This window comes from Pseudomonas putida NBRC 14164 (assembly GCF_000412675.1).
Lineage (GTDB): Bacteria > Pseudomonadota > Gammaproteobacteria > Pseudomonadales > Pseudomonadaceae > Aquipseudomonas > Aquipseudomonas putida.
Genome location: NC_021505.1, coordinates 3,446,246 through 3,473,104 on the forward strand (window position 1 = coordinate 3,446,246; position 26,859 = coordinate 3,473,104).

The 26,859-nt window shown below is 64.7% G+C and carries 27 protein-coding genes; 16 read left to right on the forward strand and 11 right to left on the reverse strand.

Annotated features, from left to right (window positions below; all coding sequences use genetic code 11):
• Positions 1 to 2: 2 nt before the first annotated feature.
• Positions 3 to 854, reverse strand: a complete 852-nt coding sequence (locus tag PP4_RS15315) for an STAS domain-containing protein (RefSeq protein ID WP_016500104.1) — start codon at positions 852 to 854, stop codon at positions 3 to 5.
• A 233-nt stretch (positions 855 to 1,087) separates the two neighbouring features.
• Here PP4_RS15315 and PP4_RS15320 point away from each other — a divergent pair, with 233 nt between their 5' ends.
• The 4 genes from PP4_RS15320 to PP4_RS15335 all read left to right on the forward strand — a co-directional run bounded on the left by PP4_RS15320 (position 1,088) and on the right by PP4_RS15335 (position 4,636).
• Entirely contained in the window at positions 1,088 to 1,504 is a 417-nt protein-coding gene (locus tag PP4_RS15320; protein ID WP_016500105.1) for a low affinity iron permease family protein, read from the forward strand.
• Between the two features lie 200 nt (positions 1,505 to 1,704).
• On the forward strand, positions 1,705 to 2,478 hold the full coding sequence (locus PP4_RS15325) for an endonuclease/exonuclease/phosphatase family protein (protein WP_016500106.1): 774 nt from the start codon (positions 1,705 to 1,707) through the stop codon (positions 2,476 to 2,478).
• Entirely contained in the window at positions 2,475 to 3,677 is a 1,203-nt protein-coding gene (gene clsB, locus PP4_RS15330) for a cardiolipin synthase ClsB (protein WP_016500107.1), read from the forward strand. Before PP4_RS15325 ends, clsB begins: the two co-directional genes overlap by 4 nt.
• On the forward strand, positions 3,677 to 4,636 hold the full coding sequence (locus PP4_RS15335) for a lysylphosphatidylglycerol synthase domain-containing protein (RefSeq protein ID WP_016500108.1): 960 nt from the start codon (positions 3,677 to 3,679) through the stop codon (positions 4,634 to 4,636). Before clsB ends, PP4_RS15335 begins: the two co-directional genes overlap by 1 nt.
• Positions 4,637 to 4,708: 72 nt before the next feature.
• Here the strand turns inward: PP4_RS15335 and PP4_RS15340 are convergent, their stop codons facing one another.
• The 6 genes from PP4_RS15340 to PP4_RS15365 form a co-directional block, all read right to left on the reverse strand.
• Positions 4,709 to 5,170 carry a hypothetical protein gene (locus PP4_RS15340; protein ID WP_016500109.1) on the reverse strand — a complete coding sequence of 154 codons (462 nt, stop codon included), beginning with the start codon at positions 5,168 to 5,170 and terminating at the stop codon, positions 4,709 to 4,711.
• Positions 5,171 to 5,295: 125 nt separating this feature from the next.
• The gene (locus tag PP4_RS15345) at positions 5,296 to 6,051 is read right to left on the reverse strand and encodes an energy transducer TonB (protein WP_041167761.1); all 756 of its coding nucleotides are present in this window, start codon (positions 6,049 to 6,051) and stop codon (positions 5,296 to 5,298) included.
• A gap of 2 nt (positions 6,052 to 6,053) precedes the next feature.
• Positions 6,054 to 6,497, reverse strand: coding sequence for a protein TolR (gene tolR / locus PP4_RS15350; protein ID WP_016500111.1), 444 nt, complete (start codon positions 6,495 to 6,497; stop codon positions 6,054 to 6,056).
• Positions 6,498 to 6,510: 13 nt separating this feature from the next.
• Positions 6,511 to 7,221: a protein TolQ gene (gene tolQ, locus PP4_RS15355; RefSeq protein ID WP_016500112.1), complete on the reverse strand. Its 711-nt coding sequence runs from the start codon at positions 7,219 to 7,221 to the stop codon at positions 6,511 to 6,513.
• Positions 7,222 to 7,288: 67 nt separating this feature from the next.
• Positions 7,289 to 9,181, reverse strand: a complete 1,893-nt coding sequence (locus tag PP4_RS15360; RefSeq protein ID WP_016500113.1) for a phytase — start codon at positions 9,179 to 9,181, stop codon at positions 7,289 to 7,291.
• 28 nt (positions 9,182 to 9,209) lie between these two features.
• On the reverse strand, positions 9,210 to 11,675 hold the full coding sequence (locus PP4_RS15365; protein ID WP_016500114.1) for a TonB-dependent receptor: 2,466 nt from the start codon (positions 11,673 to 11,675) through the stop codon (positions 9,210 to 9,212).
• Between the two features lie 370 nt (positions 11,676 to 12,045).
• Between PP4_RS15365 and PP4_RS15370 the strand changes: the two genes are divergently transcribed.
• The 3 genes from PP4_RS15370 (at position 12,046) to PP4_RS15380 (ending at position 15,485) form a co-directional block, all read left to right on the forward strand.
• Positions 12,046 to 13,446, forward strand: a complete 1,401-nt coding sequence (locus PP4_RS15370; RefSeq protein WP_016500115.1) for a purple acid phosphatase family protein — start codon at positions 12,046 to 12,048, stop codon at positions 13,444 to 13,446.
• Between the two features lie 93 nt (positions 13,447 to 13,539).
• A complete protein-coding gene (locus PP4_RS15375) occupies positions 13,540 to 14,469 on the forward strand; it encodes a GGDEF domain-containing protein (RefSeq protein WP_016500116.1) in 930 nt (309 codons plus the stop codon).
• Positions 14,466 to 15,485: an AraC family transcriptional regulator gene (locus PP4_RS15380; protein WP_016500117.1), complete on the forward strand. Its 1,020-nt coding sequence runs from the start codon at positions 14,466 to 14,468 to the stop codon at positions 15,483 to 15,485. The genes PP4_RS15375 and PP4_RS15380 overlap by 4 nt, the downstream gene beginning before the upstream one ends.
• A gap of 23 nt (positions 15,486 to 15,508) precedes the next feature.
• On the opposite strand, the gene PP4_RS15385 is transcribed toward PP4_RS15380, so the two are convergent.
• Complete coding sequence (locus PP4_RS15385; protein ID WP_016500118.1) at positions 15,509 to 16,150, reverse strand: DUF1109 domain-containing protein; 642 nt, start codon at positions 16,148 to 16,150, stop codon at positions 15,509 to 15,511.
• Positions 16,137 to 16,724 (reverse strand): sigma-70 family RNA polymerase sigma factor, encoded by a 588-nt coding sequence (locus PP4_RS15390; RefSeq protein WP_016500119.1) that lies wholly within the window; start codon positions 16,722 to 16,724, stop codon positions 16,137 to 16,139. The genes PP4_RS15385 and PP4_RS15390 overlap by 14 nt, the downstream gene beginning before the upstream one ends.
• A gap of 182 nt (positions 16,725 to 16,906) precedes the next feature.
• Here PP4_RS15390 and PP4_RS15395 point away from each other — a divergent pair, with 182 nt between their 5' ends.
• The 9 genes from PP4_RS15395 (at position 16,907) to PP4_RS15435 (ending at position 24,890) form a co-directional block, all read left to right on the forward strand.
• Positions 16,907 to 17,194 (forward strand): BufA1 family periplasmic bufferin-type metallophore, encoded by a 288-nt coding sequence (locus PP4_RS15395; protein WP_016500120.1) that lies wholly within the window; start codon positions 16,907 to 16,909, stop codon positions 17,192 to 17,194.
• Positions 17,195 to 17,210: 16 nt separating this feature from the next.
• Complete coding sequence (bufB, locus tag PP4_RS15400) at positions 17,211 to 18,044, forward strand: MNIO family bufferin maturase (RefSeq protein ID WP_016500121.1); 834 nt, start codon at positions 17,211 to 17,213, stop codon at positions 18,042 to 18,044.
• Positions 18,041 to 18,796 carry an HvfC/BufC N-terminal domain-containing protein gene (locus PP4_RS15405; protein WP_016500122.1) on the forward strand — a complete coding sequence of 252 codons (756 nt, stop codon included), beginning with the start codon at positions 18,041 to 18,043 and terminating at the stop codon, positions 18,794 to 18,796. The genes bufB and PP4_RS15405 overlap by 4 nt, the downstream gene beginning before the upstream one ends.
• Positions 18,797 to 18,806: 10 nt before the next feature.
• The gene (locus tag PP4_RS15410; RefSeq protein WP_016500123.1) at positions 18,807 to 19,271 is read left to right on the forward strand and encodes a DoxX family protein; all 465 of its coding nucleotides are present in this window, start codon (positions 18,807 to 18,809) and stop codon (positions 19,269 to 19,271) included.
• Positions 19,272 to 19,381: 110 nt separating this feature from the next.
• A complete protein-coding gene (gene ligD, locus PP4_RS15415) occupies positions 19,382 to 21,850 on the forward strand; it encodes a DNA ligase D (protein ID WP_016500124.1) in 2,469 nt (822 codons plus the stop codon).
• Positions 21,850 to 22,872: an acyl-CoA dehydrogenase family protein gene (locus PP4_RS15420; protein ID WP_016500125.1), complete on the forward strand. Its 1,023-nt coding sequence runs from the start codon at positions 21,850 to 21,852 to the stop codon at positions 22,870 to 22,872. The genes ligD and PP4_RS15420 overlap by 1 nt, the downstream gene beginning before the upstream one ends.
• Complete coding sequence (locus PP4_RS15425; RefSeq protein WP_016500126.1) at positions 22,869 to 23,624, forward strand: PIG-L deacetylase family protein; 756 nt, start codon at positions 22,869 to 22,871, stop codon at positions 23,622 to 23,624. Before PP4_RS15420 ends, PP4_RS15425 begins: the two co-directional genes overlap by 4 nt.
• A 10-nt stretch (positions 23,625 to 23,634) precedes the next feature.
• A complete protein-coding gene (locus PP4_RS15430) occupies positions 23,635 to 24,234 on the forward strand; it encodes a class I SAM-dependent methyltransferase (protein WP_016500127.1) in 600 nt (199 codons plus the stop codon).
• Positions 24,231 to 24,890, forward strand: a complete 660-nt coding sequence (locus tag PP4_RS15435) for a glycosyltransferase (protein WP_016500128.1) — start codon at positions 24,231 to 24,233, stop codon at positions 24,888 to 24,890. Before PP4_RS15430 ends, PP4_RS15435 begins: the two co-directional genes overlap by 4 nt.
• Positions 24,891 to 24,911: 21 nt before the next feature.
• Here PP4_RS15435 and ku read toward each other — a convergent pair whose 3' ends face one another.
• Entirely contained in the window at positions 24,912 to 25,748 is an 837-nt protein-coding gene (ku, locus tag PP4_RS15440) for a non-homologous end joining protein Ku (protein WP_016500129.1), read from the reverse strand.
• A gap of 141 nt (positions 25,749 to 25,889) precedes the next feature.
• Positions 25,890 to 26,840: a GlxA family transcriptional regulator gene (locus PP4_RS15445; protein ID WP_016500130.1), complete on the reverse strand. Its 951-nt coding sequence runs from the start codon at positions 26,838 to 26,840 to the stop codon at positions 25,890 to 25,892.
• Positions 26,841 to 26,859 lie beyond the last annotated feature (19 nt).

Below are 26,859 nucleotides of genomic sequence, written 5' to 3' on the forward strand. Positions count from 1 at the left end.
CCTCACACCTTCTCGCCAGTGCTGGTACCCAGACGCGACAGCGCCAGCTTCAAGGCGTCCGCAAGGTTGGACTTGGTGGTCAGCGTGCCCAGGTCAAGGCCCAAGTGCACGATGGTCTGGGCAATCTGCGGGCGAACACCGCTGATGATGCAATCGGCGCCCATCAGGCGGATGGCCGTCACGGTCTTGAGCAGGTGCTGGGCGACCAGGGTATCTACAGTCGGCACACCGGTTATATCGATGATGGCAATTTCGGAGCCGGTATCGACGATGCGCTGCAGCAGCGATTCCATCACTGTCTGGCTGCGTTGCGAGTCGAGTGTGCCGATCAACGGCAGGGCCAGTACGCCCTCCCAGAGTTTGACGACCGGGGTGGACAGCTCAAGCAGTTCTTCCTGCTGGCGCTTGATGACGGCTTCGCGGTTTTTCTGATAAGTACGGATGGTGTGCAGGCCGAATGCGTCGAGCAGTTGGGAGATTTCCCACAGCTGTTCGGCCAACAACGCGGGCTGTTCGCGGTAATGGGCCTGCAGCAGTGTAAATAGCGGGCCTTTGAGGGCGAAGATGAAATTGGCTGTCTGGTGCGATTCCTGCCCAACCTGCGCACGGCTGGCAGAGAGTTTTTCGAGGAAATGGCGCGTTTCTTCCCATTCTTCTACGCCAATCTGCGTACCTGCCTCCTTGCGCAGCGCGTCGATCACCAGCTGCAGGAAGTCTCGGGTTTCCTGGCGCAAGTCATGCTCACGGATATTGCGGGTCGCCCCGTTGGCTTCCAGTGCGCTGAGCCATTGCGCCAACAACTGCGGCTGATTACCGACGATTGCTTCCAACGAGCTGTTCTGCAGTGCTGCCATGTACGGTTTGCTCCTGAAAAAAAGGCCTGGCCGGCTCATCGATGTTTTTGCCAGCTTGGAAAATGACACCTACCGATGAAAATAGTTGTGGCACTTAGCGATAATTGATTGCGCCATCTTTTGTGCCGTTAACTGTAGGCCAAGTTCATGGGGTATGTGGGCTGCACACCCTCATCTACAGAGCTTTCAGCACTCCACTGTGGTCACACGCTATAGATCACTGGAGAAAAGTCATGAAATTCGCGCAATTCTGCCAATGGCTCGCCAAGCACGCCGGTAAACCGAGCACCTTCCTCATCGCTGTAGTGCTGATTGCCATGTGGGCTGCATCCGGCCCTTGGTTTCACTACAACGACACCTGGCAGCTCATCGTCAATACGTCGACGACCATTATCACTTTCCTGATGGTTTTTCTTATTCAGAACACCCAGAACCGGGACAACGACATGATCCACGTGAAGCTCGACGAACTCATCCGCGCTACAAAATCTGCGGAGCAGTCGGTGCTGGATCTCGAAGCGCTCGACAGCCGCCAGATTCATCAGCTTCGCAAGGCGTATGAGGCGATGGGCAGCCGCTGTGAACCGGCCGCACAACCGGTTGTTGAAGAGGATGAGGGCTCTGCCGCCCGGGATAACCTGCAGCGCTAGGGTGGTTTGGCAGGTCGAAGCGCTTTCATCACGCTTCCACTCGTCAACCCTGCTGAACCCTGTCGCCACTGCGCGGGTCGCTAATGATGAGTGCACGAAAGAAAGGGAGCCCTCGTGAGCGAAATCTGCATTGGTATTTCCGGTTGGCGCCATGGCCCACCCCGCAACAAGCCCTACCGCAAGGTGCTGGGGGCGCAGCCATGAACGGGACTCTGCCCACCCCCAACTGCATTATCGACAAGGTCACCGCCGTGCACCGCCTGACGGTGCTCACACTCAACGTTCACAAGGGATTCACGCCGCTCAACCGCCGCTTCATCCTGCCAGAGCTGCGCGAGGCGGTGCGTGCCACCGGCGCCGATCTGGTGTTCCTGCAAGAGGTGCATGGCAGCCACCAACACCATGCCGAGCGCCACTCCGCCTGGCCGCAAACCCCGCAATACGAATTTCTCGCCGACAGCATGTGGCCACAGTTCGCCTACGGGCTCAACGCGGCCTACCCCCATGGCGACCATGGCAATGCGCTGCTGTCCAAATTCCCGATCCGCACCTACGACAACCTGGACGTCTCGGTCCATGGCGACGAGGAGCGCGGCCTGCTGCACTGTCAGCTCGAAGTGCCGGGCCATGAACAGCTCCATGCCATTTGCGTACACCTGGGCCTGCGCGAAAACCATCGCCAGCGTCAGGTCAGCCTGCTCATGGCATTGCTCGAGAGCCTGCCGCCAGAGGAGCCGGTCATCGTCGCCGGCGACTTCAACGACTGGCGCCTGAAAGCCGATGCGCGGCTTTCGGGGCACTTGATCGAAGCATTCGGCAAACCGGCGCGCAGCTTTCCGGCCCGCCTGCCCCTGCTGCGCCTGGACCGTATTTACCTGCGCAATGCGCAAACCTGCAAGGCGCGGGTGTTGTCCAGCTACCCCTGGTCGCACCTCTCCGACCATGCCCCACTGGTAGCCGAGGTGACGCTATGAAGCAGACCTGGAGCGACGGCAACCACGTCGAACTGCTGATCAATGGCGAGCAGTACTATCCCCGCGTGTTCGAGGCCATGGCCGAGGCTCGCGAAGAAATCCTCCTGGAAACCTTCATCATCTTCGACGACAAGGTCGGCCAGGCCTTGCGCCAGTCACTGATCGAAGCCGCCCAGCGTGGCGTGCGGGTCGAGGTGGCGGTTGACGGCTACGGCACTGCAGACCTTCCCGACGATTTCATTTCATCCATGACCGCAGCCGGCGTGCGCTTTCACGCGTTCGATCCGCAGCCACGGCTGGCGGGCATGCGCACCAACCTGTTCCGACGCCTGCACCGCAAGATCGTGGTGATCGACGGGCAGCGCGCGTTCATCGGCGGTATCAACTACAGCGCCGACCACCTTGGCGACTTCGGGCCCCAGGCCAAGCAGGACTATGCGGTGGAAGTCGTCGGCCCGGTGGTGGCCCAGGTGCACGCCTCCTGCTGCAGAATGCTTGCGCCGGTTCTGGAAAGCGTGGCCCCAGTGGAGCCGACCAACGCCGCTGCCGGCCCGTCCAGCGCCGTGCTGGTGGAGCGCGACAATGGTCGCCATCGCAACGATATCGAGGTCTGTTACCTGCAAGCCATCCGCCAGGCCCAGCGGCGCATCGTGGTTGCCAACGCCTACTTCTTTCCCGGCTATCGCCTGCTGCGCGAACTGCGCAACGCTGCCCGGCGCGGGGTCGAGGTGACCTTGATCCTTCAGGGGCAACCGGACATGCGCTGGGTCCGCGCGCTCTCGCGCCTGCTCTACAACTACCTGCTGCGTGACGACGTGCGCATCCACGAGTACTGCAAGCGCCCGCTGCACGGCAAGGTGGCGCTTGTGGACGACGACTGGTCCACCGTGGGCTCAAGCAACCTCGACCCGCTGAGCCTGTCGTTCAACCTCGAGGCCAACCTGGTAATCCGTGACCGCGCTTTCAACCATGGTCTTTACACCCACTTGAGCGAGCTGAGCCAGGAGCATTGCAAGGCCGTAACCCTGGAACGTGCGGTGCGTGGCTACTGGTGGCGTGCACCCTTGATCTTCCTGGGTTTCCACCTAACCCGTTATTTTCCGCGCATCGCCGGCTGGTTCCCTGCACACAGGCAACACCTGCAGTCGCTGCAGGCAGACAGCGAAATCCCGGCCGACTACCACGAGGGCCAAACCTGATGGCCAATCCACATTGGAAGACCTGGGGCAAACGCCTTCTGACCGTGCTGTTCCTGATACTGATCCCGGTGCTGCTGTTCACCCTGGCGCGCAATCTGGACTGGAACGAGGTGCGCCAGTCGCTGCTGGCATACCGGCCCTCAACCCTGGCCCTCGGCCTGTTGCTGGCGCTGTGCAGCTACCTGGTGTTCGCCAGCTACGACTTGCTCGCCCGTGCCTACACCGGCCACCGCCTGCCTGCCCGTCAGGTGCTGCCAGTGGCATTTGTCTGCTACGCATTCAACCTCAGCTTCACCACCTGGGTCGGTGGCGTGGCCCTGCGCTACCGCCTGTACGGCAGGCTGGGGCTGGATACCGCGACCATCACCCGCATCCTCACCTTGGGCCTGTTGACCAACTGGATGGGCTATTTGCTGCTGGCCGGCACGGTGTTCGCCTTGGGCCTGGTCAAGCTGCCCGAAAGCTGGGCGGTGGGTTCTGGCGGCTTGCGCCTGATTGGCATGTTGATGGTGGCGGTCGCGGTGGCTTACCTGCTCGCATGCGCCTTCGCCAAGCGGCGCACGTGGAGCCTGCGCGGCCATGATGTAACCCTGCCGAGCCTGCGCCTTGCGCTGTGCCAGGTGACGCTGGGCGCAAGCAACTGGGCGCTGATGGCTGCACTGATCCACCTGCTGCTGCCGCCGGAGCTGATGTATCCCTCCGTGCTGGGCGTATTGCTGATCAGTTGCGTGGCTGGCGTAGTGGCGCATATTCCCGCCGGCCTCGGCGTGCTAGAGACCGTGTTCCTTGCCCTGCTCCACGGCCAGATCGGCCAGGGGACCCTGGTCGCGGCACTGCTAGGCTATCGGACCTTGTACTACCTGATCCCGCTGCTGTTGGCGGTGGTCACCTACCTGATCCTCGAAAAGCGTGCCAAGGCGTTGCGCCAGCAGGCCGGGCTGGCTGCCGAGAAACGCTGATGGACGTGGGTGCCCGTGCCGGACAACGGCACGAGCACCCACGGTGCAAGCAGAAACAGCGTTGCTCGTGTATCAGGGCTCTCTGCGGTCGTCTTCAGAGGCCACATCATCGGTCCAGGGTTCGCCATCCAATGGCGCGGAGCGAGCCAGTTCAGCCTCGTCCAGGCCGATGCCGCCACCGATCTCGTTGGCCCCTACCTCGCGCAAGGTCTTGTCCGCCGGGCCATCATCCGTTCCCGGCTCGTAGGGATCACGGGCGCCGCTCTCATCTAACAACGTATCCGGGCTCATGTCGTCGAGGGTGACATTGTCTTCGTGCAAACTGTCGCTGAGGGCCTCGCCACCGGTCATGCCACTTTCAGCGACACGCCGGGGCGGGAATTCCTCGTTTACCTCGCGAGCCGGACGCTCGTCGCCAATACGGCCCTGGCGCTCATCGCGGCGCTCGCTGAAATCCAGCTCGTGGACTGAGCCCATGCGGTCTTCGGTGTCGTCGATCTCGCCTTGGGGTCTTGGGTCATCGGGTTTGGACATGAACGTTCTCCGTCTGTGGGCTTCACTCGGTCGACTCCCGCCAGGGGAAAATGATTCAGAGTTTCTTGAACAAAGCCCACCGCGCACTTCATGAACGCCACGCACCTGCCCCGTCCCGCCGGGATTCATCGAATCTTGTAGGTGAAGGTATTTTTCACGTTGGCCACCGCCACCGCCTGCCCGTTCACCACCCGGGGCTGGTAACGGAAGCGCTTCGCCGCTGCCAGCGACGGTTTGACGAACAACGGATGGCACTGGCCGACCACCTGCGGGTCACTGACCTGGCCTTGCGGCGTGACTGTGTAGGCGACCGTGCATTCCCCCTCGATATTGCGATCCAGCGCCCGTTGCGGGTAATCCGGGGCCTCCTTGGCGATGGGCAGGTACTGCCGGCTGGCCGCCTCGGCTGCCGCACGGGCCTGGGCAGCAGCCTCTCGCGCCTGCTGCTGGCGTGCCTGCTCTTGCTGCGCCAGTTGCTGCTCGCGCCGCTCAGCCTCTTCGCGCTGCTTGCGGGCCTGCTCCTGTTCCTGGCGCTGTTGTTGATCGCGCTTGTGTTGCAGGTCGCGCTTTTGCTGCTGCACACGCCTGAGGGCCAACGCTGCCTCATCCACGACCGGTGCCTGGGCTTTTGGTGGCGGCGACGAAGGTTTCTCGACAACAGGCTGGATCTCGGGCTCAGGCGCTGGCAGCTCAGGCACCACTACGGGTGCCGGCAAGCTCACCAGCTGGGTGTGGATCACGGCCGCTGGTACAGCCGCAAGCTCTGGCGTATGCGACAGGTTGAACAGCAGGTAGGCCAACCCCGCGTGCAAGGCGCACGCCACGCCAAACGCCACACCGTGGTCGCGCCAGCTGGCAGGGTCAAAAGTCAGGTTGCTCATGGTCACGGCGCCTCGGTGATCAGGCCCAGGCGGCTGACCCCGCCGCGTTGCAACTCGGCGATACCGGCCACCACTGCGGCGTATTCGGTGTTGCGGTCGGCGCGCAGGTACACCTGGGTCTGCGGGTCCTGGGCGACGATAGCTGCAATCTTGTCGCGCATCTGTGCGGTGTCGACGGCGCTGTCGGTCTGGCTACGGGTGTCGACCTCGCTGCCCAGGTTCCAGTAGAAGCTGCCATCGGCCTTCACCGAGAGCGTGACGATGCGCTGCTGGCCGGGTGCCGGCAGCGCCTCGGCGGCCACCTTGGGCAGCTCGATCTGCACGCCTTGCACCAGCATCGGTGCAGTGATCATGAAGATCACCAGCAGCACCAGCATCACATCGATGTACGGCACCACGTTCATTTCGGCCTTCAGGCCATGCTTACGGACGGGTCTGGCGAGCATCGCGTGTTCCTCCTCAGGCCGCTGCCGCCAGGTTGCTGGCGTGGCCCTGCAAACGCCGTTGCAGGCGGCCTTGCAGTTCGTTGCCAAAGGCGTAGTAGCGGCTGATCAAGGTCTGGCTGCGCGCCGAGTAACGGTTGTAGGCCATCACTGCCGGAATCGCCGCAAACAGGCCTATGGCGGTGGCGATCAGCGCTTCGGCAATACCGGGGGCCACGGTCGACAGGGTCGCCTGCTGCACCTGGGACAAACCCAGGAACGAATTCATGATGCCCCACACGGTTCCGAACAGGCCGATGTAGGGGCTGACCGAGCCGACCGTGGCCAGGAACGGCAAGCCCTGCTCCAGGCGCTCTTCCTGCTCGGCGATGGTCACCAGCAGGCTGCGTTCGACGCCTTCCAGCACGCTGTCGGGCTGCTGGCCAGATTGCAGCTGCTGGAACGCCTGGTAGCCGGAAACGAAAAGCTGCTGCAGCCCGGCATCGGGGTGAGGCTGTTGCGCCTTGATGCCCTGATACAGCTGGCCGACTTCGCTTTCGCGGAACTGCTTGAGAAATGCCCGGCTGTGCGCTTCGCTACGCCGCAGACGGCTGCCACGCTGGATGATCAGGTACCAGCTGAGCAGCGAGGCCAGGGCCAGGCACAGCATGACGGCCTGGACCACCAGGCTGGCTTCGCTGACCAGGCCCCAGACGGTGGTGTGTTCGAGCGGAGTTGGGGTTTGCATGGGGGTGTCCTTTCAATGTGAGTCTTAGTCAAAGGCAATCACGTTGCGGTGGCATGACAGGCGGCCGTTACTCCAGGCCCAAGGCTTCGGCCACTGCCGCCCACGGCACGTACTTGTAGTTCTGGTTACCTTCGGGCATGCGCTTGCGACCGTCCTGCACGACCAGCAGGCCCTTTGCCCAGGGCCCACCGAGGTTGGCCGAGGTCACGTCGAGGCCGTCGGTCTCCGAGGCGCCATCGATACCGCGCTGGGCGTCCAGGCTTACCTGGAAGCTGCCACGCACCCGGTACGGTGGTTTGGCGTCGACCACCACATAGCTGTCGTTGCCCTGGCTGGAGATCACCAGGTAATCGCCCCCCTTGCCGTGGTACAGCGCCAGGCCTTCGATGTCGTCCTTGACCAGGCCGCCCACGCCGATCACGTTGTCCAGATGGGTCGGGCCATCGCCACGGGCGTCCAGGGCCCAGACCGCAAGGTCTTCTTCGCCGATGAACAGGCGCTGGTTGCGGTCGTCGGCCACGCAACCTTCCGACTGGGTCGCGGTGCTGAAACTGCGCACCAAGGTGCCACCTGCCTGGCCGCTACTGCCGTCGAGGCGGTATTGAACGAAGCGGCCATCCTTGTCATTGGCGATGGCGTAAATGGCCGCATCGGCATCCTTGAAAAGGCAAAGGCCGTAGATTTCCTTGAGCTCCGTCGGCACCTGGCCGATGTCGCTCAACTGGCCGCTGGCCGGGTCGATGGCAAACAGGTGCAGGCTGTTGCGGTCACGGTTGCTGGCCACAGCCAGGTCGACCTTACGTTCGCCAAGCTGGAACCCCTTGCGCACGTCCACATTGTTCAGGCGGCCCACACGCAAGTCCTGCAGCTGCTTGCCGTGCAGGTCGTAGGCCAGCAGCCCGCCTTTCTTGTCGGTACCCAGTACCCGACTCAGTTCGGGCTGGCGCGTGTTGACCCAGATCGCCGGGTCGTCCGCCGCATCGCCAAGGCTGGGCACGCCATCGGTCTGCACCTGCGCCTTGATCTGTACCACCGCAGGCGCAATCGGCGCTGGCGTTGGCTTCCAGCCCAGCGTCGCCAGGTGTGTACCCTGGTCGTCGGCCAGCAGCAGTTCCAGGCCCTTGTCGTTCACACGGGCGCTGATCTGCGCCGGCTCTTTCAGCCCTTGCAAGCTCAGGGCTCCATCACGCAGCCATTGCCCGGCGCGGTGCTGGTACAGGTGCAAGGCGTTGGCGACCGGGTCCAGCAGCATCAGGCCCCCGGGCACCAGGGCCACGCCCGCGGCAGCTTTGGCCAGGCCTCCGAACGGTGCCACCAGGTCCACCGGCTCGCGCACCAGGGGTGCTTCGGCAGCAGCTTCGTAGCGCCACAGGCCGACGTTTTCTTCGTTTACGTACAGGCTATGGCTTGCATCATCCGCCTGGCAGAACGCGCTCTGCGGCGGCAGGCTCAGGGCGCGCACCTGGCGTGCCTCGGCCAGCGGCTGGCCATGCTCGGCGACCAGCCACTGCTCACCGATGCCCTCCTCGCCAACCAGGAACAGGAAGTCGTTGGCGGCGCTGTCGCGGTACAGGCACAGGCCCTCGATGGCATAGCGGGTATTGGGCAGGTAGCGCGGGGCGCCCCAACCGCTTTGTGCATCGAAGCGGGCCAGCAACGCCTGTTGGCGCTTCTTGTCGACGGTGGCGACCATCAGGCCGGTGCCATCCGTGCGGTGGTCAAGGGTTTCGAAGCGCCCCGGCAACTCGCCAAGTACGCGGCCCTGGCGGTCAACCAGCTGCAGCGCCCTGGCGGTCAGTTGCAGGCGTTCGGCCTGCTTGAGCGCCGGCGTTGGAGCAAGCCACTGGCTGGTTTCGCTGTCGATGACGTTGCGGTCGAGTGTTAAGCTCGGCGCCGCGCTGGCACCGGCGTGGGCCAAGGCGACGTATAGCCCCAGCATGGACAAAGTGAACTTACGCATGAGCAGGCAATATCCCTGAAGGGTGCGGTCAGAAGTGGGTGAGCGTCAGGCCGACCTTGTAGGTCGGGCCGTATTCTTCGTACTGGGCGTTGTAGCGACGGTGGCCGCTGTACACGTAATAGGACTCGTCAGTGATGTTCTGCGCCTCGAAGGTCAACTGCAGCTCGGGGGTCAGGAAGTAGCCTGCCTTGAAGTCCACGTGCAGCTGGTCATCGGCATACTGGTCGTGGGCCTTGTCGTCGATGGCCCCCAGCTCCAGCAAGTAGCCCGACTTGTAGTTGGCGGCCAGGCGCATGTTGAAGCGGTCGTTTTCCCAGCCGACCATGAAGTTGCCCACTGTGTCGGACTGATTGGGCAGGTCGATGCTGCGCCTGCCGGTGGCCCCTTGCAGGGTTGCATCAGACTTGCTGAGGGTGAGGTTGGCGCCCAGCAGCAAACCGTTCCAGGGTGCCGGCAGCCAGTCGAACTTCTGCGAGTAGGCCAGCTCCAGGCCATACAGCTTGGCGCCCCCGCCGTTCTCGAAGGTGAGCGCTTCGTCGAAGTCCACCCAGGCGCCAGTGCCCGCCAGGTCGGTGCTGTAGATGAAGTGGTCGATGTCTTTGTAGAACAGGAACGCCGAGGCGGTGCCGGCGCGGCCCATGTAGTGCTCGATGCCCAGGTCGAAGTTCATCGACTCCAGCGGTTTGAGTTCGGGGTTGCCGAACGACGCATCGTTCTCATCGATGACAAAACCCGGCGCCAGCTGGCCAAAGGTTGGCCGTACCACGGTGTTGGTCCAGGCGGCCCGAATGGCCGTGGCCGACGACAACTGGTAGCGCGCGTGCAGGCCTGGCAACCAGTGGTCATAGCGATTGTTGCTGCTGACGTTCTCGTACACACCGTCGCGCAGCCCAGTACCTTTGGCCTCGAACCTGGTACCTTCGTAACGCACACCGGCAATCAGGCGCCAGTCGCCGATGTCCAGCGTGTTCATCAGGTACGCCGCGTTGATGTCCTCGCTCATGTCGAAGTCATTGATGCGCGAGGCTTCCTCATCGTAGTAGGCCGCACGGTCGAGGTTACCGATCAGGCCCTTGATTGCGCTGGCGCTGATGCCGTTGCCGAAGTTGCCCAGGGCGTAGTCGACATTGCTGCCCTGATAATCGGCAAGGCTGATGTCATCGAACCCGTCATAGGCCCAGGTTTCGGTGTCGCTGGTCTTGTCGCGGCGGCTGAGCTTGCCGCCAAACTTGACCTGCGAGGCGTCGGCGAATTCGTAGTCGCGGGCAAGGTCCAGGCGGATGTTCTTTTCCTGGTCCTTGCCGTCAACCTTCTCCCACTCCACTTCGTCGAGGGTGAACCGGGCCGGGTCGTAGAAGTCGTTGCCCACGCTTAGCCGTGGCTTGCGCGTGCCGTCGAAGCCGACCTCGTCGAAATCGCCGACGAACCTGGCGCCGGCAATGCCACCCGGATCGTGCTCGGTGGCCTGGCTGTAGCCGGCCTGGGCACTGATGGTCCACTGGTCGAGGATGCGCTCGCCACCAAGTACGTAGGACTGGATTTCCTGGGTGTCCTCGCGCGATTTCAAGTCGCGCCAGCCTTCGGCCTCGCCATGCTGGCCGGAACCCTGCGGGTCGACGAACTCCAGGCCTTGGGCGTTGCGCGTCTCGGTGTCCTTGAACTTGCTGTAGAGGGTGCGCAGGTAGTAGCTGGAAAAGTCATCCGGCTGGTAATCGAAGTTCAGGCCCAGGCCGGTGCGCTCACGGGTAATCTGGTAGTCGCGGGCCTCGACCTCTTCCAGCCGGGCGCCGTCCTCGAAATCCCAGTTACCCCCGGTTTCGACGTTGTCCGAGCCAAACTTGCGCTTCTGCCAGCTAAACGCCGCAGCCACGCCAAAGTTGTTGATGCCGTCTCCCAGGCTGAAGCGGTCGCTGACCGCGCCGGAAAACTTCGGGCTGTCGCGGCTGACGTTGGTGTCGTGGCTGGCTTCGCCGGTAAGGGTGTAGAACAGCCCGTCATGGTCGAACGCCGACAGGCTCTCGACCTCGATGGTGCCGCCGAGGGAGTTTGCGTCCATGTCCGGGGTCAGGGTCTTGACCACCGACAGCGATTGCACCAGCTCGGCGGGCAGCACATCCAGCGCCACGGCACGGCGGTCGCCCTCGGGGGCCGGTACCAGGGTGCCGTTGATGGTCACACTGTTAAGATCTGGGGCGATACCGCGGACGCTGACGAAGCGGCCCTCGCCCTGGTCGCGCTCCACCGACAACCCGGGGATGCGCTGCAAGGCTTCGGCGGCATTGTCGTCGGGCAGTTGGCCAACACCATCGGCATGCACCACGCTCTTGATGCTATCGGCGCTTTTCTGCTCGCGCAGCGCTTTGTCGATGCTCGCCGCCTGGCCGATCACCTCGACCCGCTCGACCGCATCTTCCGCCCAGGCTGGGGCGGTGGTAATGGCAACGGCCAGCAGGCTGACCCGGAATCCGGCGTTGCGGATGTGACGAAACGGCATTGCCACCTTGGAACCCTCGCTTGCAGTGACCCGATGAACCCGGGAATGGCTGCGAAAGCTAGAAAGTGTGTGTGGCACTTGCGTGACAGCGCTGGGCTGGGCGGCTTGAAAACGCGGCTTTCACGTCGTTTTCGGCGCAATTTGAGCTGATATGACCTGAGGCCTGCTGCGGCCCTGGCGATGCCCTGCAAACCTGTGGCGCAGCTGTGGGGCCGGTCTGGGGGCGTTGGGCCGTTACCGACCACTTGAAATTGCGTTTTTTCCTGACGATCAGCTGAGCCAAAACGACCCCCCGCCCGGTAACAGAACCGTCATCCGCCTTTGTTTCCTTTGCGCCCATCACGCCTTCCGGGCTCATCGAGGAAACCCCATGCACCGCCCCCTGCTACTGGCCGCCCTGCTCTGCGCCGCACAGGCTCATGCCCAGGCCAATGAACCTGCTCCGATCCCTCGCTCCGCAGGCCTGCCCTACGCCGCCGGCAAGCTGGCCGACCGTATCGTGCTCACCCCCGGCCAGAACGCCGCCACGCAGATGGCCATCAGTTACCGCACCGACCTGGCCCAGGCCGACGCGGTGCTGGAGCTCGGCCCGGCCCTCGCCGGCCCTGCGCTGGCAGCCAAGGCCAGCCCATTGAGTGGCAGCACCCAGCGCCTGGACAGCGACAACGGCCCAGCCAACTACCACCAGGTGCGCCTGGAACACCTGCAACCAGACACCGCCTACGTCTACCGGCTCAAGGGCAGCGCGGGCTGGAGCGAATGGCACCAGTTCCGCACGGCCAAGGCCACGTTCGCGCCGTTCTCGTTCATCTACCTGGGCGACACCCAGAACGACATCCTCGCCATCGCCTCGCGCACCATTCGCCAGGCGCTGCGCAGCGTGGCGCACCCTGCCCTGGTGGTGCACGCTGGCGACCTGGTGGCATCGCGCGACGATCTCGCCCACGACGATGAATGGGGTGAATGGAACCAGGCCGGCGGCTGGTCGTACGCTGCCATCCCACAGCTCACCGCGTTCGGCAACCACGAGTACCTGGAAACCCTCAACCCCGATGGCAGCGAAAGCCGCAGCCTCAGTCCCCATGTAACGGCGCAGTTCGCCCTTCCGCGCAACGGCGCCCCCGGTGCGGCGGCAACCAGCTACTTCAGCGATTACCAGAATGTGCGCTTCGTGGTGCTGGACGGCACCTCGGCGCTCGATCTGGGCACCCTGCAAGCGCAGACCGACTGGCTGGAGCAAACCCTGAAAAGCAGCAAGGCACAGTGGAACATCGTGGTCATGCACCAGCCGGTCTACACCTGTGCCCGCCCCGACGATACCGAGCCGCTCAAGGCCGCCTGGCAACCGCTACTGGAGCGCTACAAGGTCGACCTGGTACTGCAAGGTCACGACCACTGCTACAGCCGCCTGACCCACGCCGAAGGGCGCCAGGCCACGCGTGCCGCACAGCAGGCCAGACAGCCGATCGGCCCGGTGTACATGGTCTCGGTGACCGGCTCGAAGATGTATGGCCTGAACGACCGCGCCCGCCACCAGCCGGACCGCACGGCCGAAGACACCCAGCTGTACCAGACCATCACGGTCGAGCAGAACCGCCTGCAGGTGCGCACCTATTCGGCTGACGAACAGCTTTACGACGCGTTCGATATCACGCGTGATGCCAAAGGGCGCAAGTTCCTGCAGGAACCCAAGCTGGCGCTGGCCAACGAACGTTACTGCAAGGCCAGCGTAGGGCCGGACGGGCTGCCGTGCACGGCGCGCGGCAAATGAGCGTCATCGTATTGAGATAAACGCCTTGCATGCTGCTCTGCCTGTGCCGGCGACAGTGCCGGCACAGGCAATGACACACTCACAGGACACCCCATGCGCCTCAACCCCCTGTTCAAACAGCACGCCCTTACGCTGGTCGGCCTGGTACTGGCCGCCAACGCCGGCCTGCTCGTCTACCTCGCCGCCGGCACGCTTAAAGCCTGGGCCGAGATCAACTGGATGGACGTCGCCGGCGAGGGCGGCACTTGCCTGATCCTCTGCGGCTGGCTGGTGATGCTGCTACGCGGGCGCCCTGCTGGCCGGGTCACCCGCCTGCTTTCGCTGGGCCTGTGCTTCATCGCCTTCTCGATGTGGATGGACACCCTCGACGAATTCATCCGCCTGCCCGACGACGCGGTCTGGGACAACTGGCTGGAGACTGCGCCCATGCCGCTGGGCATGCTGCTGCTGACCCTGGGCATGTACCACCTGCAGCAAGAACAGCACGCCATCACCGCACAGATGCGCAAGCGTGAGCAACTGTTCCGCGAGCACCGCCTGTTCGACAAGCTTACCCCGCTGTCCGGTGCCCGGTACCTGCGCCAGCACCTGCAGCAGGCCATTGCCCAAGCCGCCCGCGAACAGCAAGCCTTGTCGCTGATCGTCGTCGACCTGGACGATTTCAACCAGATCAACCAGCGCTATGGCCAGGAAGAAGGCGATCTGGTGCTGCAAGTGGTCGCCCAACTGCTGCTGCTCAACCTGCGCCAGCACGACATACTCTGCCGCCTGGCCGGCGACCGCTTCGTCGCGGCGCTGCCCAATACCGGGGAACGCCAGGCCCAGGCCATGGCCGAGGCGCTGCGCCAGAGCATCGCCCACCTCGCCCATCACACCGGCCGGCATGGCGAGCGCCTGCACCTGACCGCCACGGTGGCCAGCGTGATGGCGCTGGACGAAGACGAAGACCACCTGCTGAAACGCCTCAACTACGCCCTGGCCCAGGCCAAGAGCCGCCAGACGCATCAGGTACAACGGGCATGAACGGCTATGACGGCGACAGCCGCTTCATCACCGCCCACCACCTGCCCGCTGCGCTGATCGACCTGGCGCGTTCGCGGCAGATCGACACCCATCACTTGCTACGCGGCTGCGGGCTGTTTTACGACGACGTGGTCAGCGGCCAAGCGCTGGTCAGCCCACAGCAGTTCCTTCGCCTGATCGGCAATGCGCAGCGGCTGCTCGATGCCGACGACACCAGCTTTCTCTACGGCCAGCGCCTGTGGCCCGGGCACCACGGTGCCGCCAGCTTGTTGCTGGAGCAGGCCGACCACCTGCTGCAGGCCCTGGAGCGCATCGAGCAGTACCGCGCCCTGCTGTCCCCGTTGCTCAGCCCGGTGCTGCGCCTCGATGAGCACTACCTGCACCTGTACTGGCGGGAAAGCTGCGCCATCGACGAGCAGCGCCGCTTCCTGCTGGAGGCCAGCATGACAGCGGTGGTGGCCCTCGCGCGGCGCCAGCAGCAAGAGCACCTGCCCTGGCGTTTCCGGTTCCGCCATGCCGAACCGGCCTACGTCGAACAGTACTGGGTACACCTGGGCGATTCTCTGGCCTTCGACTGCCCATCCACGGTGATGAGCCTGCCCCGGGAATACCTGCTGCGTGCCTGGCCGGGTGCCGGGTCGACCGCCCAGCACGTGGCACGCCAGGCCTGCGATGCACAGCTGGCGGCCTGGGGCTGGCGGGCGAGTTTTCTCGACCTGGTCTACGAGCACCTGCTCGGGCTGATTCGCCAGCCGCTGAACCTGGAACGGGTAGCCGCCGCCTTCGCCACCAGCCCCGCTTCGTTCAAGCGCCGCCTGGTCCGTCATGGTTCCAACTTCCAGGAGCAACTGGACCAGGTGCGCTGCGACCAGGCGCTGTACCTCTACCAGGTCAAGGGCTACAGCAACGACGCGGTTGCGCAGTACCTGGGCTTCAGCGACAGCACCAACTTCCGCCGTTCGTTCAAGCGCTGGACCGGGCGTGTGCCAAGTGAACTGGAAGCCTTGTGGGGCTGATGCCCAGGATCGTCGTGCCGGGATTACCAACGTAATAAACGCGGCCCTAGCGCCGCCCCCACAACGGTCGGCACCAGCAACCCCAGTACGTACCACAGCCCCCAGAACGGCACCGCCATTTCCGGGCAGTGCAGGCAATAAGCCAGGGTGGCCGTGGCCCCCGCAAGCATGCCACCCGCCGCCCCGGACTGCCGCAGGCGGGTGGGTGCCAGGCCGCGCAATGCCCAGAACACCGCGATGAAGGTGGGAACCGAGAGCAAGGTGATGTTCAGCGGGCAGGTGCGCCAGGTGCGCCCCAACAGCAGGTCCGCCCGGGCGTCCACCGGCGCCCCCAGCAGGCTGATCGCCGCGCCCAGCCAGACCAGCAGCAGCGGTAGCCCCAAAAGGCCCCACAGCAGCCCCCCCTTCACCCCCGGCCTGGCCAGCCGCTGGGTCAGCCACAGCGCTAGCAACGCCAGGCTGCCGGGCAGGGCCAGCTTGGCCCAGAACAGCGGGGTGTGCGCCACTTGCGCCAGGTCGCCACGCACGCCGAAGATGGCCACCGTCAGCAATACCGCGACCAACCCGCCAGCCACCAGCGCCAACAACATGCGCCGGCCCAGCGCGTGACGGTCCACCGGCCCTTCCCCGGCCGCCAATAGGGCAATCAAGTCATCGGTCTTCATCGTCGCCCTTGCCTCCAATCAGCTTGGCCAGTGCCTTCAGGCCCCGGTGGATGCCCACTTTCACCGCCGAACTGGAAAGACCGGTCATGCGCGCGGTCTCTTCCACCGACAACCCCTCCAGTTTGACATGGACGATGGGCAGCCGTTGGCGCGCCGGCAACTGCTCCAGGAGCTTGCCCAGGTCGCGTGTCGCCTGGGCCGCTTCTTCCTCGCCGGGCGCGAACAGGTCGCTGTCATCGTTCAGCGCCTCGTGCAACGCGCCGTGGCGAGCGTAACTGCGATAGTGATCCGCCAGCTTGTAGCGGGCAATGGCCTGTACCCAGGCGGTCAACGGTTGCTGCGCCTGGTAGGTATGGCGGGCGTTGTGCACCGCCAACAACACCTCTTGCAGCATGTCTTCGACATCCGCGGGGCGTTGCCCCAGGCGCCGCAGCAAAAAGCCTCGCACATGCGTCGCCAGCGCCGCCAGAAACGCCCGATAGGCGACTGCATCGCCCGCCAGGCCTTGGAGCAGCAGTGCCTGCAACTGGGCCTCGCGCGCGCTTAGCGCCTGCTGAGAAGTAGTTCGTAGCATCGGCCACCCGGGTTACACCCAACGTGAAAGTTTTCCATTCAACGCGTGCCGCCTTCATACGTTAGGCGACTGGCACACCGCCGGAAAAATTTTTCAAGCTGCTGTAACCCGTTCAACCCACGCTGCGAACTACTCCGTGAGCCGCCGGTAACCACCACGGCCCCACTTCCCGGAGACGCATCATGAAAACTCTCGCCCTCGCCACTGCCGCACTTGCCCTGGCTTCGCTGGCCGGTGTTGCCCTGGCCGCTGACGCAACCAACACAGCCACCACCGGCGCCGCGATGGAAAAATGCTACGGCGTCGCCATGGCTGGCAAGAACGACTGCAAGGCCGGCGCCGGCACCAGCTGCGCCGGTAGCGCCAAGAAGGACTACGACGGCATGCACTGGAAGAACGTGCCCGCCGGTACCTGCACGTCCATCAAGACGCCCAACGGCATGGGCTCGCTGACCCCGCTCAAGTCCTGAGCGCAGGCCGCCGATCATGAACGGGACTTACTCAGCAGGCGCCGGCCTTGGGCTTAAGGCTGAGCACTATGCCGACGCCTGGACGTGCCGGGCCAGCGGGCTGTGGTTCGAAGTGCACCCGGAAAACTACATGCTCGGCGGCCCACGCATGGCCTGGCTACAACGCATTGCCGAACACCATCCGCTGTCGCTGCACGGTGTCGCGCTGTCGTTGGCGGCGGACATCGCGCCAGACGAAATGCACCTGCACCGCCTGCGGGCGCTGATCGACCAGCTGCAGCCGGCGCTGGTATCGGAGCACCTGGCATGGTCGAGCTGGCGCGGGCAATACCTGCCCGACCTGCTGCCGTTTCCCCGCAGCAACGAGGCCCTGATCCGCATCAGCGACAACGTGCAGCGCACCCAGGATGCGCTGGGGCGCAGCATTTCGCTGGAAAACCCCAGCCACTACCTGCCCATGGAAGGGCATGACTGGGACGAAATCGACTTTTTAGCCGAACTGGCGCGGCGCACGGGGTGCGGCTTGTTGCTGGACGTCAACAACGTGCACGTCAGTGCCCACAACCTCGGGTTCGACGCAGCGGCGTACCTGGCGCGCTTCCCGGCCCAGGCCATCAGCGAAATCCACCTGGCCGGCCACAGTCACGACGCCCAGGCCAGCCTGCTGATCGACTCCCACGACGCCACCATCGCCGCGCCGGTCTGGGCCTTGTACCAGCAGTTGATCACCCGCATCGGCCCGCGCCCGACCCTCATCGAGCGTGACGGCAACCTGCCCGCGTTCAGCGAGTTGCTGGCCGAACGCGACACCGCCCAGGCACTGCTCGATAGCGCAGGAGCACGACCATGACGCTTTCCCTTGGCCAGTTTCAGGCCGCCTTCGTCGAAGCGCTGTATCACCGCCCTGCCCCGCAGCTGGCCGCGCTGACCGGGCACGCTGCTTTTGCGGTGTACCGCAACAGCGTGCTGGCGGGCTGCGTCGATGCCCTGCGGGCAAACTTCCCCAGTGTCGAAGCGCTGACAGGCCCGGCCTGGATGCAGGACGCCGCGAGCGCCTATGCGCAACGAACGCCCCCCGACGACCCGCGGCTGATCCACTATGGCGCGGCCTTCGCCGACTTTCTCGAGCAGATGCAGGCCCAGCACGGCCTGCCATACCTGGCCGACGTCGCACGCCTGGATTTCGCCTGGTGCGAGGCGTTCAGCGCCCCCCGCGAACCCTCCCTCGCGCTTGCCGACCTGGCCGGCATGACGGCCACCGACCTGGCGAACAGTTACCTGGCCCCCCGCCGCAGTGTGCGCTGGCGCTGGTTCGCACGGCACCCGGCGTTCAGCCTGTGGCAGCACAGCCGCGAAGGCCAGGCGTGGCCGCATGACCAGCCCTGGGTCGCCGAAGGTGCTGTGTTCAGTGGCACCGCCGAAGGTGTCGCCCAGCAAGCGCTAGAGGTCGGCGGCTATGCCTTTCTCGATGCCTGCGCTCAAGGTCTGCCGTTGGAGCAGGCCTCACAGGTTGCACTCGCACGCCAACCCGACCTGGACTTTACCGACCTGCTCGGCAGGCTGCTGGCAGCCCAGGCATTCCGTCCACTTGCATTCGCCTGAAGGAAACGCCATGGACACCCTCCACGCCACCCGCTCCGACAGCCTGCGCCAACGCTGGAACCACCTCGCCGATCGTGCACAGCTACTGCTCAGCGACACCCTGCTGTGCCTGGTGGCGCGCATGGCCATCGCCTCGACCTTCTTCCTGTCCGGGCGCACCAAGGTCGAAGGGTTTCTCAGCATCACACCCAGTACCTATGACCTGTTCCAGAGCGAATATGCCCTGCCGCTGGTTTCGCCCTGGCTTGCGGCCCACCTGGCCACCTATGCCGAACACCTGTTCCCCCTGTTGCTGGTGCTTGGCCTGTTTACCCGGCTGTCGGCGCTGGCCCTGCTGGGCATGACCACGGTGATCGAAATTTTCGTCTACCCGGATGCCTGGCCGACCCATCTGACGTGGGCGGCCTTGTTGCTACTGTTGATCGCGCGAGGCGCCGGTAGGTTGTCGCTGGATCGGGCCCTGGGGCTGCGTTGAGCCTCTGGCAGTGGGCCGGTTCGTCGGTCCGCGACCCCACGCTTTTTTTGAACTCCATGCGCAGGCGCCCTCTCCCAATGAAGAGACCGCGAACTGTCCCGGAGCCCGCCATGGCCAAGCCCCTGCAGGAGTACCTGCGCAAGCGTGACTTCAACGCCACACCCGAGCCGGCCGGCAAGCGTGCCCACCCACGGCCGGCTCACGGGTTGCAGTACTGCATCCAGAAGCACGACGCCAGCCACCTGCACTATGACTTTCGCCTGGAGCTGGATGGCACCCTGAAAAGCTGGGCGATTCCCAAGGGCCCTTCCCTCGACCCCAAGGTCCGCCGCCTGGCCGTGCATGTAGAAGACCATCCGCTGGACTACGCCAGCTTCGAAGGGCACATCCCTGAAGGCCACTACGGCGCCGGCGACGTGATCGTGTGGGACCGGGGGCTCTGGGAGCCCGAAGGCGACCCGCGCGAGGCCTATGCCAAGGGCAAGCTGCGCTTTCGCCTGCAAGGTGAAAAGCTGTCGGGGGTCTGGAACCTGTTTCGTACCCACCTGGCTGGCAAGAAAGAGCAGTGGATGCTGGTCAAGTCCCACGATGGCGAGGCCCGCAGCGAAGCGGACTACAGCATCGTCGAAGCCCTGCCGGACAGCGTATTGAGCGACCGTACACTGGTCCCCCGCCGCCCAGCCAGGGCGGCGACCTCCACGCGCAAGCGCAAGGCCAGCGCTGGCGCCCTGCCGGAGATGCTCCAGCCGCAGCTGGCAACCCTGGCCGATTCCCCCCCCGAGGGTGACTGGCGATACGAGGTCAAGTTCGATGGTTACCGCATGCTGGCCCGCATCGACGGGGACGATGTGCGCCTGTTTACCCGCAATGGCCACGACTGGAGCGCAAAGCTGCCCCATCAGGTGCAGGCGCTGAAAGCGTTGGGGCTCGACTCGGCATGGCTGGACGGTGAGATGGTGGTCACTGACGAGAACGGCGTGGCCGACTTCCAGGCCTTGCAGGCCGCGTTCGACAACGAGCACGACGATGACATTACCTACTACCTGTTCGACCTGCCCTACCTCGGCGGCAAGGACCTGCGTGAATTGCCTGTGCAAGACCGCCGGGCGACCTTGGCCAAACTGCTGAAGCACAACGCATCGGCCATCCTGAAGTTTTCCGAAGACTTCAACCAGCCGGTCGACGCGCTGCTCGACAGCGCCTGCCGGTTAGGCCTGGAAGGCCTGATCGGCAAGCGCGCCGACAGCCCCTACGTTGGCCGGCGCAGCAGCGACTGGGTCAAGCTCAAGTGCACGCAACGCCAGGAGTTCGTGATCGTCGGCTACACCGCGCCCAAGGGCAGCCGCCAAGGCTTTGGGGCCCTGCTGCTGGCGCTGCACGACACCGACAGCGGCCAGTTGCGCTACGCCGGCAAGGTGGGCACCGGCTTCAGTGCTGCCACGCTGACGAGCATCCTCACCCGCCTGAAACCCCTGCACACCGCCAAGCCACCCTTGCCTGAGCCCCCCAGCGGTGCCGATGCGCGGGGCGTGCACTGGCTCAAGCCAGAACTGCTGGCCGAGGTCGCCTACGCCCAGATGACCCGCACAGGGATCGTGCGCCATGCGGTTTTTCACGGGTTGCGCGACGACAAGCCCGCCACTGCCATTGCCCTGGAACGTGCAATGCCGGTAAAGAACGCAGCACATGCAGAGCCCAAGGGTTTGAGCAACCTGCACCTGACCCACCCCGACCGCGTGATCGACAAGACCAGTGGCACCAGCAAACGACAGGTGGCGGAGTACTACGCCCAAGTCGCCGACTGGCTGCTGCCACAGCTCGAACACCGCCCCGTGGCGCTGGTGCGCGCACCGGAGGGCCTGGACGGCGAGCTGTTCTTTCAGAAGCATGCGGGGCAGTTGCACCTGCCCAAGCTGACCAGCTACACCAAGGCCCAGGCCGGCCAGGCGGCAATGGTGCTCAACAGCGCCGAGAGCCTATTGGGCGCAGTACAGATGAACATGCTTGAACTGCACACCTGGAACGCCACCGACAAAAATTTCGACAGGCCTGACCGCTTCATCCTCGACCTCGACCCCGACCCGGCATTGCCATGGAAGGCCATGCTCGAGGCCACCCAGCTGCCCCTCACCCTGCTCGATGAGCTGGGCCTGAAGGTGTTTCTCAAGACCAGCGGTGGCAAAGGCATGCACCTGGTCGTGCCGCTCACCCGTCGGGCCGGCTGGGAGGAAGTGAAGGACTTCAGCCATGCCCTGGTCAAACACATGGCAGACTTGTTCCCGGACCGGCTCAGCGCGGTCTCCGGGCCCAAGAACCGGGTCGGGCGCATCTTCATCGACTACCTGCGCAACGGCAAGGGCGCTACCACCGTGGCCGCCTACTCGCTGCGCGCCCGCGAAGGCCTGCCAGTGTCGGTGCCGATCTGGCGCGAGGAGCTGCCCAAACTCAAGAGTGCCAACCAATGGAATATCGGCAACTTGCAGGCGCGGCTTGCGCAGGTGGACGACCCTTGGGCCGAGCTGGGCTCGACCCGGCAATCGATCACCCTGCGCATGCGCAAGCAACTGGGGATCGCATGATGGACTTCGCTCACCTCGCCCGCCTGCTGCACCGCTTCGGTACCCGTTTGCGGGCCATCGATCTCGACCCCTTGCTGCCTGAACTGTTGCAGGCACTTCGAGCCGAACAGCTAGACCTGCTACCCCTGCCCGGCCACGGGCGCACCCTCGAGCGCTGGCGGGCCTTGGCGCGGGTTGCCGGTTGCGATCTCGGCTTGGCCAAGCTGTATGAAGGCCACACCGATGCCCTGGCAATCCTCGCCGAGTGCGGCGCCGCCCAGCATGCTCACGACGGTATCTGGGGCATGTGGGCCGCGGAGCCGCCGGATGCCAGGGCCCACATCGTCGCGCGCCATGGCGAACGGGTTCAGCTGCAAGGCCGAAAAGCATGGTGCTCGGGCGCGCTGCAGATCGATCGAGCGCTGCTGACCGCCTGGGAGAATGACCAGCCACAGCTGGTGGCCATTGAACTGTCACACCCCAGCCAGCGCATCCAGGCCGAGCAATGGCAGGCCGTAGGCATGGCCAGCACCGCCAGTGTCACCATCGAGTTCGACAACTCACCGGGGCTGGCCATCGGCACACCCGGCCAGTACCTGTCCCGCCCAGGCTTCTGGCAGGGCGGCGCAGGTATCGCTGCCTGCTGGTACGGCGCGGCCGAGGCATTGGCAGGTTACCTGCGCGAGCACTGCAACAAACCTCGGCCCGACCCCCATGCCGATGCCCACCTGGGGGCGGTCGATGCGGCGTTGTACGGTGCCCGCGCCGCCCTTCGCGAGTGCGCCGCGTGGATCGACCAGCACCCCCAGGACGACGCCAGTTTCGAGGTACGCCGCACCCGCGCCCAGATCGAGCAGGCGGTCGAACAGGTCATTCAGCATGTTGGCCGAGCCCTGGGGGCTACCCCCTTCTGCCGCAGCAGCCATTTCGCCCGGCTTAGCGCCGACCTGCCGGTGTACCTGCGCCAAAGCCACGCTGAACGCGACTTGGCCGAACTGGGTCAGCAAGTGACCAGCACACCGACAGGAGCATGGCAGCTATGAGCGAGAACCTTATTGATGCGGCCACGGGCACGCCGTGGAGTGACTGGCAGCATTCTGCGCACCTGGCACGCGCCACCTGGCTTGCGCCCGAGCAGCTGTGCCCACCCGGCCGACGCCTGGTGCTGCTGGCGCCGCACCCGGACGACGAGGTGCTCATGGCCGGCGGGCTGCTTGCCAGTTTTCGCGGACGCGAACAGGACCTGGTGCTGATTTCCGCCACCAACGGCGAGGGCAGCCATCCGCACTCACCACACTGGACCGAGCAGCGCTTGCGTCACCAGCGCCCCTTGGAGAGTCGGCATGCCTTGCAGCAGCTAGACCTGGACCTCAACCGCCTGGACTGGCGGCGGCTCAACCTCAAGGACGGCGCATTGCCCCGCGATGAGGCCTTCCTGGTCCGTCACCTGGAACAGTTGCTGGAGCCCGACGACCTGTTGCTGACCACCTGGCGTGGCGACGGCCACTGCGACCACGAGGCTGCAGGCCGCGCCGCTGCCCAGGCAGCCCAGGCGCGCGGGGCACAGCTGGCCGAAGCGCCGGTGTGGGCCTGGCACTGGGCCGCACCCGACGACCCACGCCTGCCCTGGTCGCGGGCGCATCGCTTGCAGGTCGACGAAACGCGCCAGGCCCGCAAGCGCGAGGCCTTGGCTGCCCATGCCAGCCAATTGCAACCAGACGGTGATCGCCCGCCCGTGCTGCCTGCGCATTTGCAGGCGTGCCTGCTGCAACCCTTTGAACTGGTTTTCCTGTGATGGAGTCGCCATGAGCCTCGACGCGCAATACTTCGCCGACCTGTACGCCGACAGCGAGGACCCCTGGGCGTTTCGCACCCGCTGGTACGAACGGCGCAAGCGCGACCTGCTTCTGGCCAGCCTGCCCCGTCAGCGCTATGAGCGCGTGTTCGAGCCGGCCTGTGCCAACGGCGAGCTGAGCGTGCTGCTGGCCGAGCGTTGCGTCAGCTTGCTGTGCCAGGACATCGACCCGACCGCCGTGGGGCTGGCGCGCCAGCGCCTGGGGACCGCGAACCATGCCCAGGTCGAGCAAGGGCATCTGCCGGGCGACTGGCCAGGCGGGCAGTTCGACCTGATCGTGCTCAGCGAAATCGGCTACTACCTCGACCCCACCGATTGGCTGCAGGTGATCGAGCAGTCGGTGGCCAGCCTCACGGCCGATGGCGGCCTGCTCGCCTGCCACTGGCGCCACCCCATTGCCGGTTGCCCACAGGACGGCCGCGAGGTTCATGCCCTGCTGGCAAGGCACTTGCCGCTGTATCCGCTGTTGCGTCACGAGGAGGCCGACTTTCTACTCGAGTACTGGACGTGCCAGCCCAGCGTCGTCGACCTGAATGAGCCCTGCCCATGATCGCCGTCATCATACCCGCCCACAACGAGGCCCGGCGCCTGGGGCACTGCCTCAAGGCGGTCAAGGCTGCAAGTGCGCGAGCCGAGGCGGCAGGCTTGGCGGTAGAGGTGCTGGTGGTGCTGGACCGTTGCACCGACACCAGTGCGCTCGTGGCCCGACGCCACGGTGTGCATACCCTTGAAGTGGACGCTGGCAATGTCGGCGTCGCCCGGCGAGCGGGCGCGGCATGGATGATCGCCCGCGGCGCCCAATGGCTGGCATGCACCGACGCCGACAGCCGCGTCCCGCAGCACTGGCTGACATCGCAGTTGCAATGGCGCGCCGAGGTGGTGTGCGGCACGGTGCACATCGAGCGCTGGCAACCCTGGCAAAGCATCGCCCTGCGCCGGTTGTACCGCAGCCTTTACCAGGCCCGCGAGGGGCACAGGCATATTCATGGTGCCAACCTCGGTGTGTGTGCCAAGGCCTACGAACGCGTTGGCGGGTTCCAGCCGCTGCCGGCCCACGAGGATGTTCAACTGGTGATGGCCCTGCAAGCCAGCGGGGCGCAGATCGTCTGGACCGCCGAACACAGCGTGGCGACCAGCAGCCGGCGTGATAGCCGCGCAAAACAGGGGTTCGGCGACTATCTCAGTGGCCTGGAAGGCCAGGTGTGACCACCTGGCGAGTCTCTACCATCAGGAGGCCTTGCGCGGCCGTTTGCTAGCCGGTTTTGCGCCCTTGGCCTTGCCACCGAGGCTGCGTTTGAGCAGTTCGGTAAGGTCGAGGATATCCGCGCCTTTCTCCGCGCTGGCGCCCTCCCCTTTGGCCACTGTCTCGATCTTGCCCTTGCTGGCTTTCTCTTCCACCAGGTCGAGAATGGTCTGGCGAAATGCGTCGTGATACTCGTCCGGGGCCCAGGACCCACTCATGTCTTCGACCAGGCGTTTGGCCATGCCCAGCTCACGCTTGTCGACCTTGGCATCGGTCACGCTCTTGTCCAGCTCCAGGGTTTCAATGCTGCGCACCTCCTCGGGCCAGCGCAGGGTAATCAGCACCAGGGCGCCTTCCAGTGGCCGCAGCAGCGCGAGGTGCTGACGGGTATGCAGCACCACGGTGGCCAGGGCTACCTTGCCGGTGCTCTCCAGCGTATCGCGCAACAGCGCATAGACTTTGCCGCCGCGCCGGTCAGGGCTCAGGTAGTAAGGTGTGTCAAAGTGCTGAAGCGGAATCTCGCCAGCCTGCACGAACGAGAAAATATCGATGGTCTGGGTCGCTTCAGGGCGAGCATCGCGAATTTCCTGCTCACTGATCACCACGTAGCGGCCCTTCTCATACTCCACGCCCTTGACGATGTTGTCCTTGTCGATCTCCTTGCCGGTTACCTTGTTCACCCGCTTGTAGCCCACCGGCTCCATGCTGCGCTTGTCGAGCCAGTCAAAATCCACGCGCTCGGAGCTCACCGCAACGTTGAGCGAAACCGGGATGTGCACCAGCCCGAAACTGATCGCGCCTTTCCAGATAGCCCGCGCCATGTCTACCTCCTATGGGTTAGCAGCGAACAGAGCCCTTACTGAAACTGACTGACGACGGGTGCGAAGGTTTAGTTTGGTTGCACGACGCCAACGGGGGTCTGCAATGCGGGATAAATTGACCCGATTGCAAGCAGCCGAACGTCAGATGGAGGCCAGCCGCCGAGCATCCCTTCGCACGGCTTGAGGGGGGACCCCAAAACCACGGATGAACACCTCCCGCATATGCCGGCGGTCCCTGAATCCGGTTTCCCTGGCCACCACATCCAGGCTGTGCAGGCTCTGCTCGATCATCAGCCGGGCAGACTCCAGCCGCAAGCTCTCGACAGCCTTGGCCGGTGACTGGCCGGTCTCGGCGGTGAACACGCGGGTGAATTGCCGTGGGCTCAGGTGCACCACTTCAGCAAGCTCTTCCACGCTCAATGGGCGGTTGAGGTGCTTGCGGGCGTAATCCAGCGCGCTCTGGATACGGTCCGACTTGGGCGAGAGCGTCAACAGTTCGGAGTGTTGCGACTGCCCGCCAGATCGGCGTTGGTGCATGACCATCTTGTGCGCCACCGACCTGGCCATTTCGCTGCCCAAGTCCTTTTCCACCATACCCAGCGCCATGTCCAGGGCGGCAGTCATGCCGGCAGACGTCCAGATCGGCCCATCGACGATGTAAATCCGGTCTTCCTCGACGTCGATCTTCGGGTGCAGCTCTCGCAACTTGTTCGCATAAGCCCAGTGAGTGGTCGCGCGCCGACCATCCAGTACGCCCGCTTGCGCCAGCACAAAACAGCCGGTGCAAAGGCCAGCAGTACGGCGCGCACCGTCGACAAAGCCCCGCACGCTGGCGAGCACCTCCTCGCTGGGGGGCGTCAGAGGCGTCAGCGTGCCGGTGACCATCCAGGTGTCGGCCAGGCCCGGCGCCCCCAAGGGCAACGTGTCGATATGCATCCCCAGTGACGAGCACACCGTGCCGCCACCGATGGAAAAGTTCTGGACCCTGTAAACCGCTTCGCCCGCCATGATGTTCGTAAGCTCGAATACGGTTTGCGTCGCCAGGGACATGATCTGGAAGCCTTCGGTGATGAGGTAGCCGACCCGGTGCATCGCTGATGCCCTCTGTGCA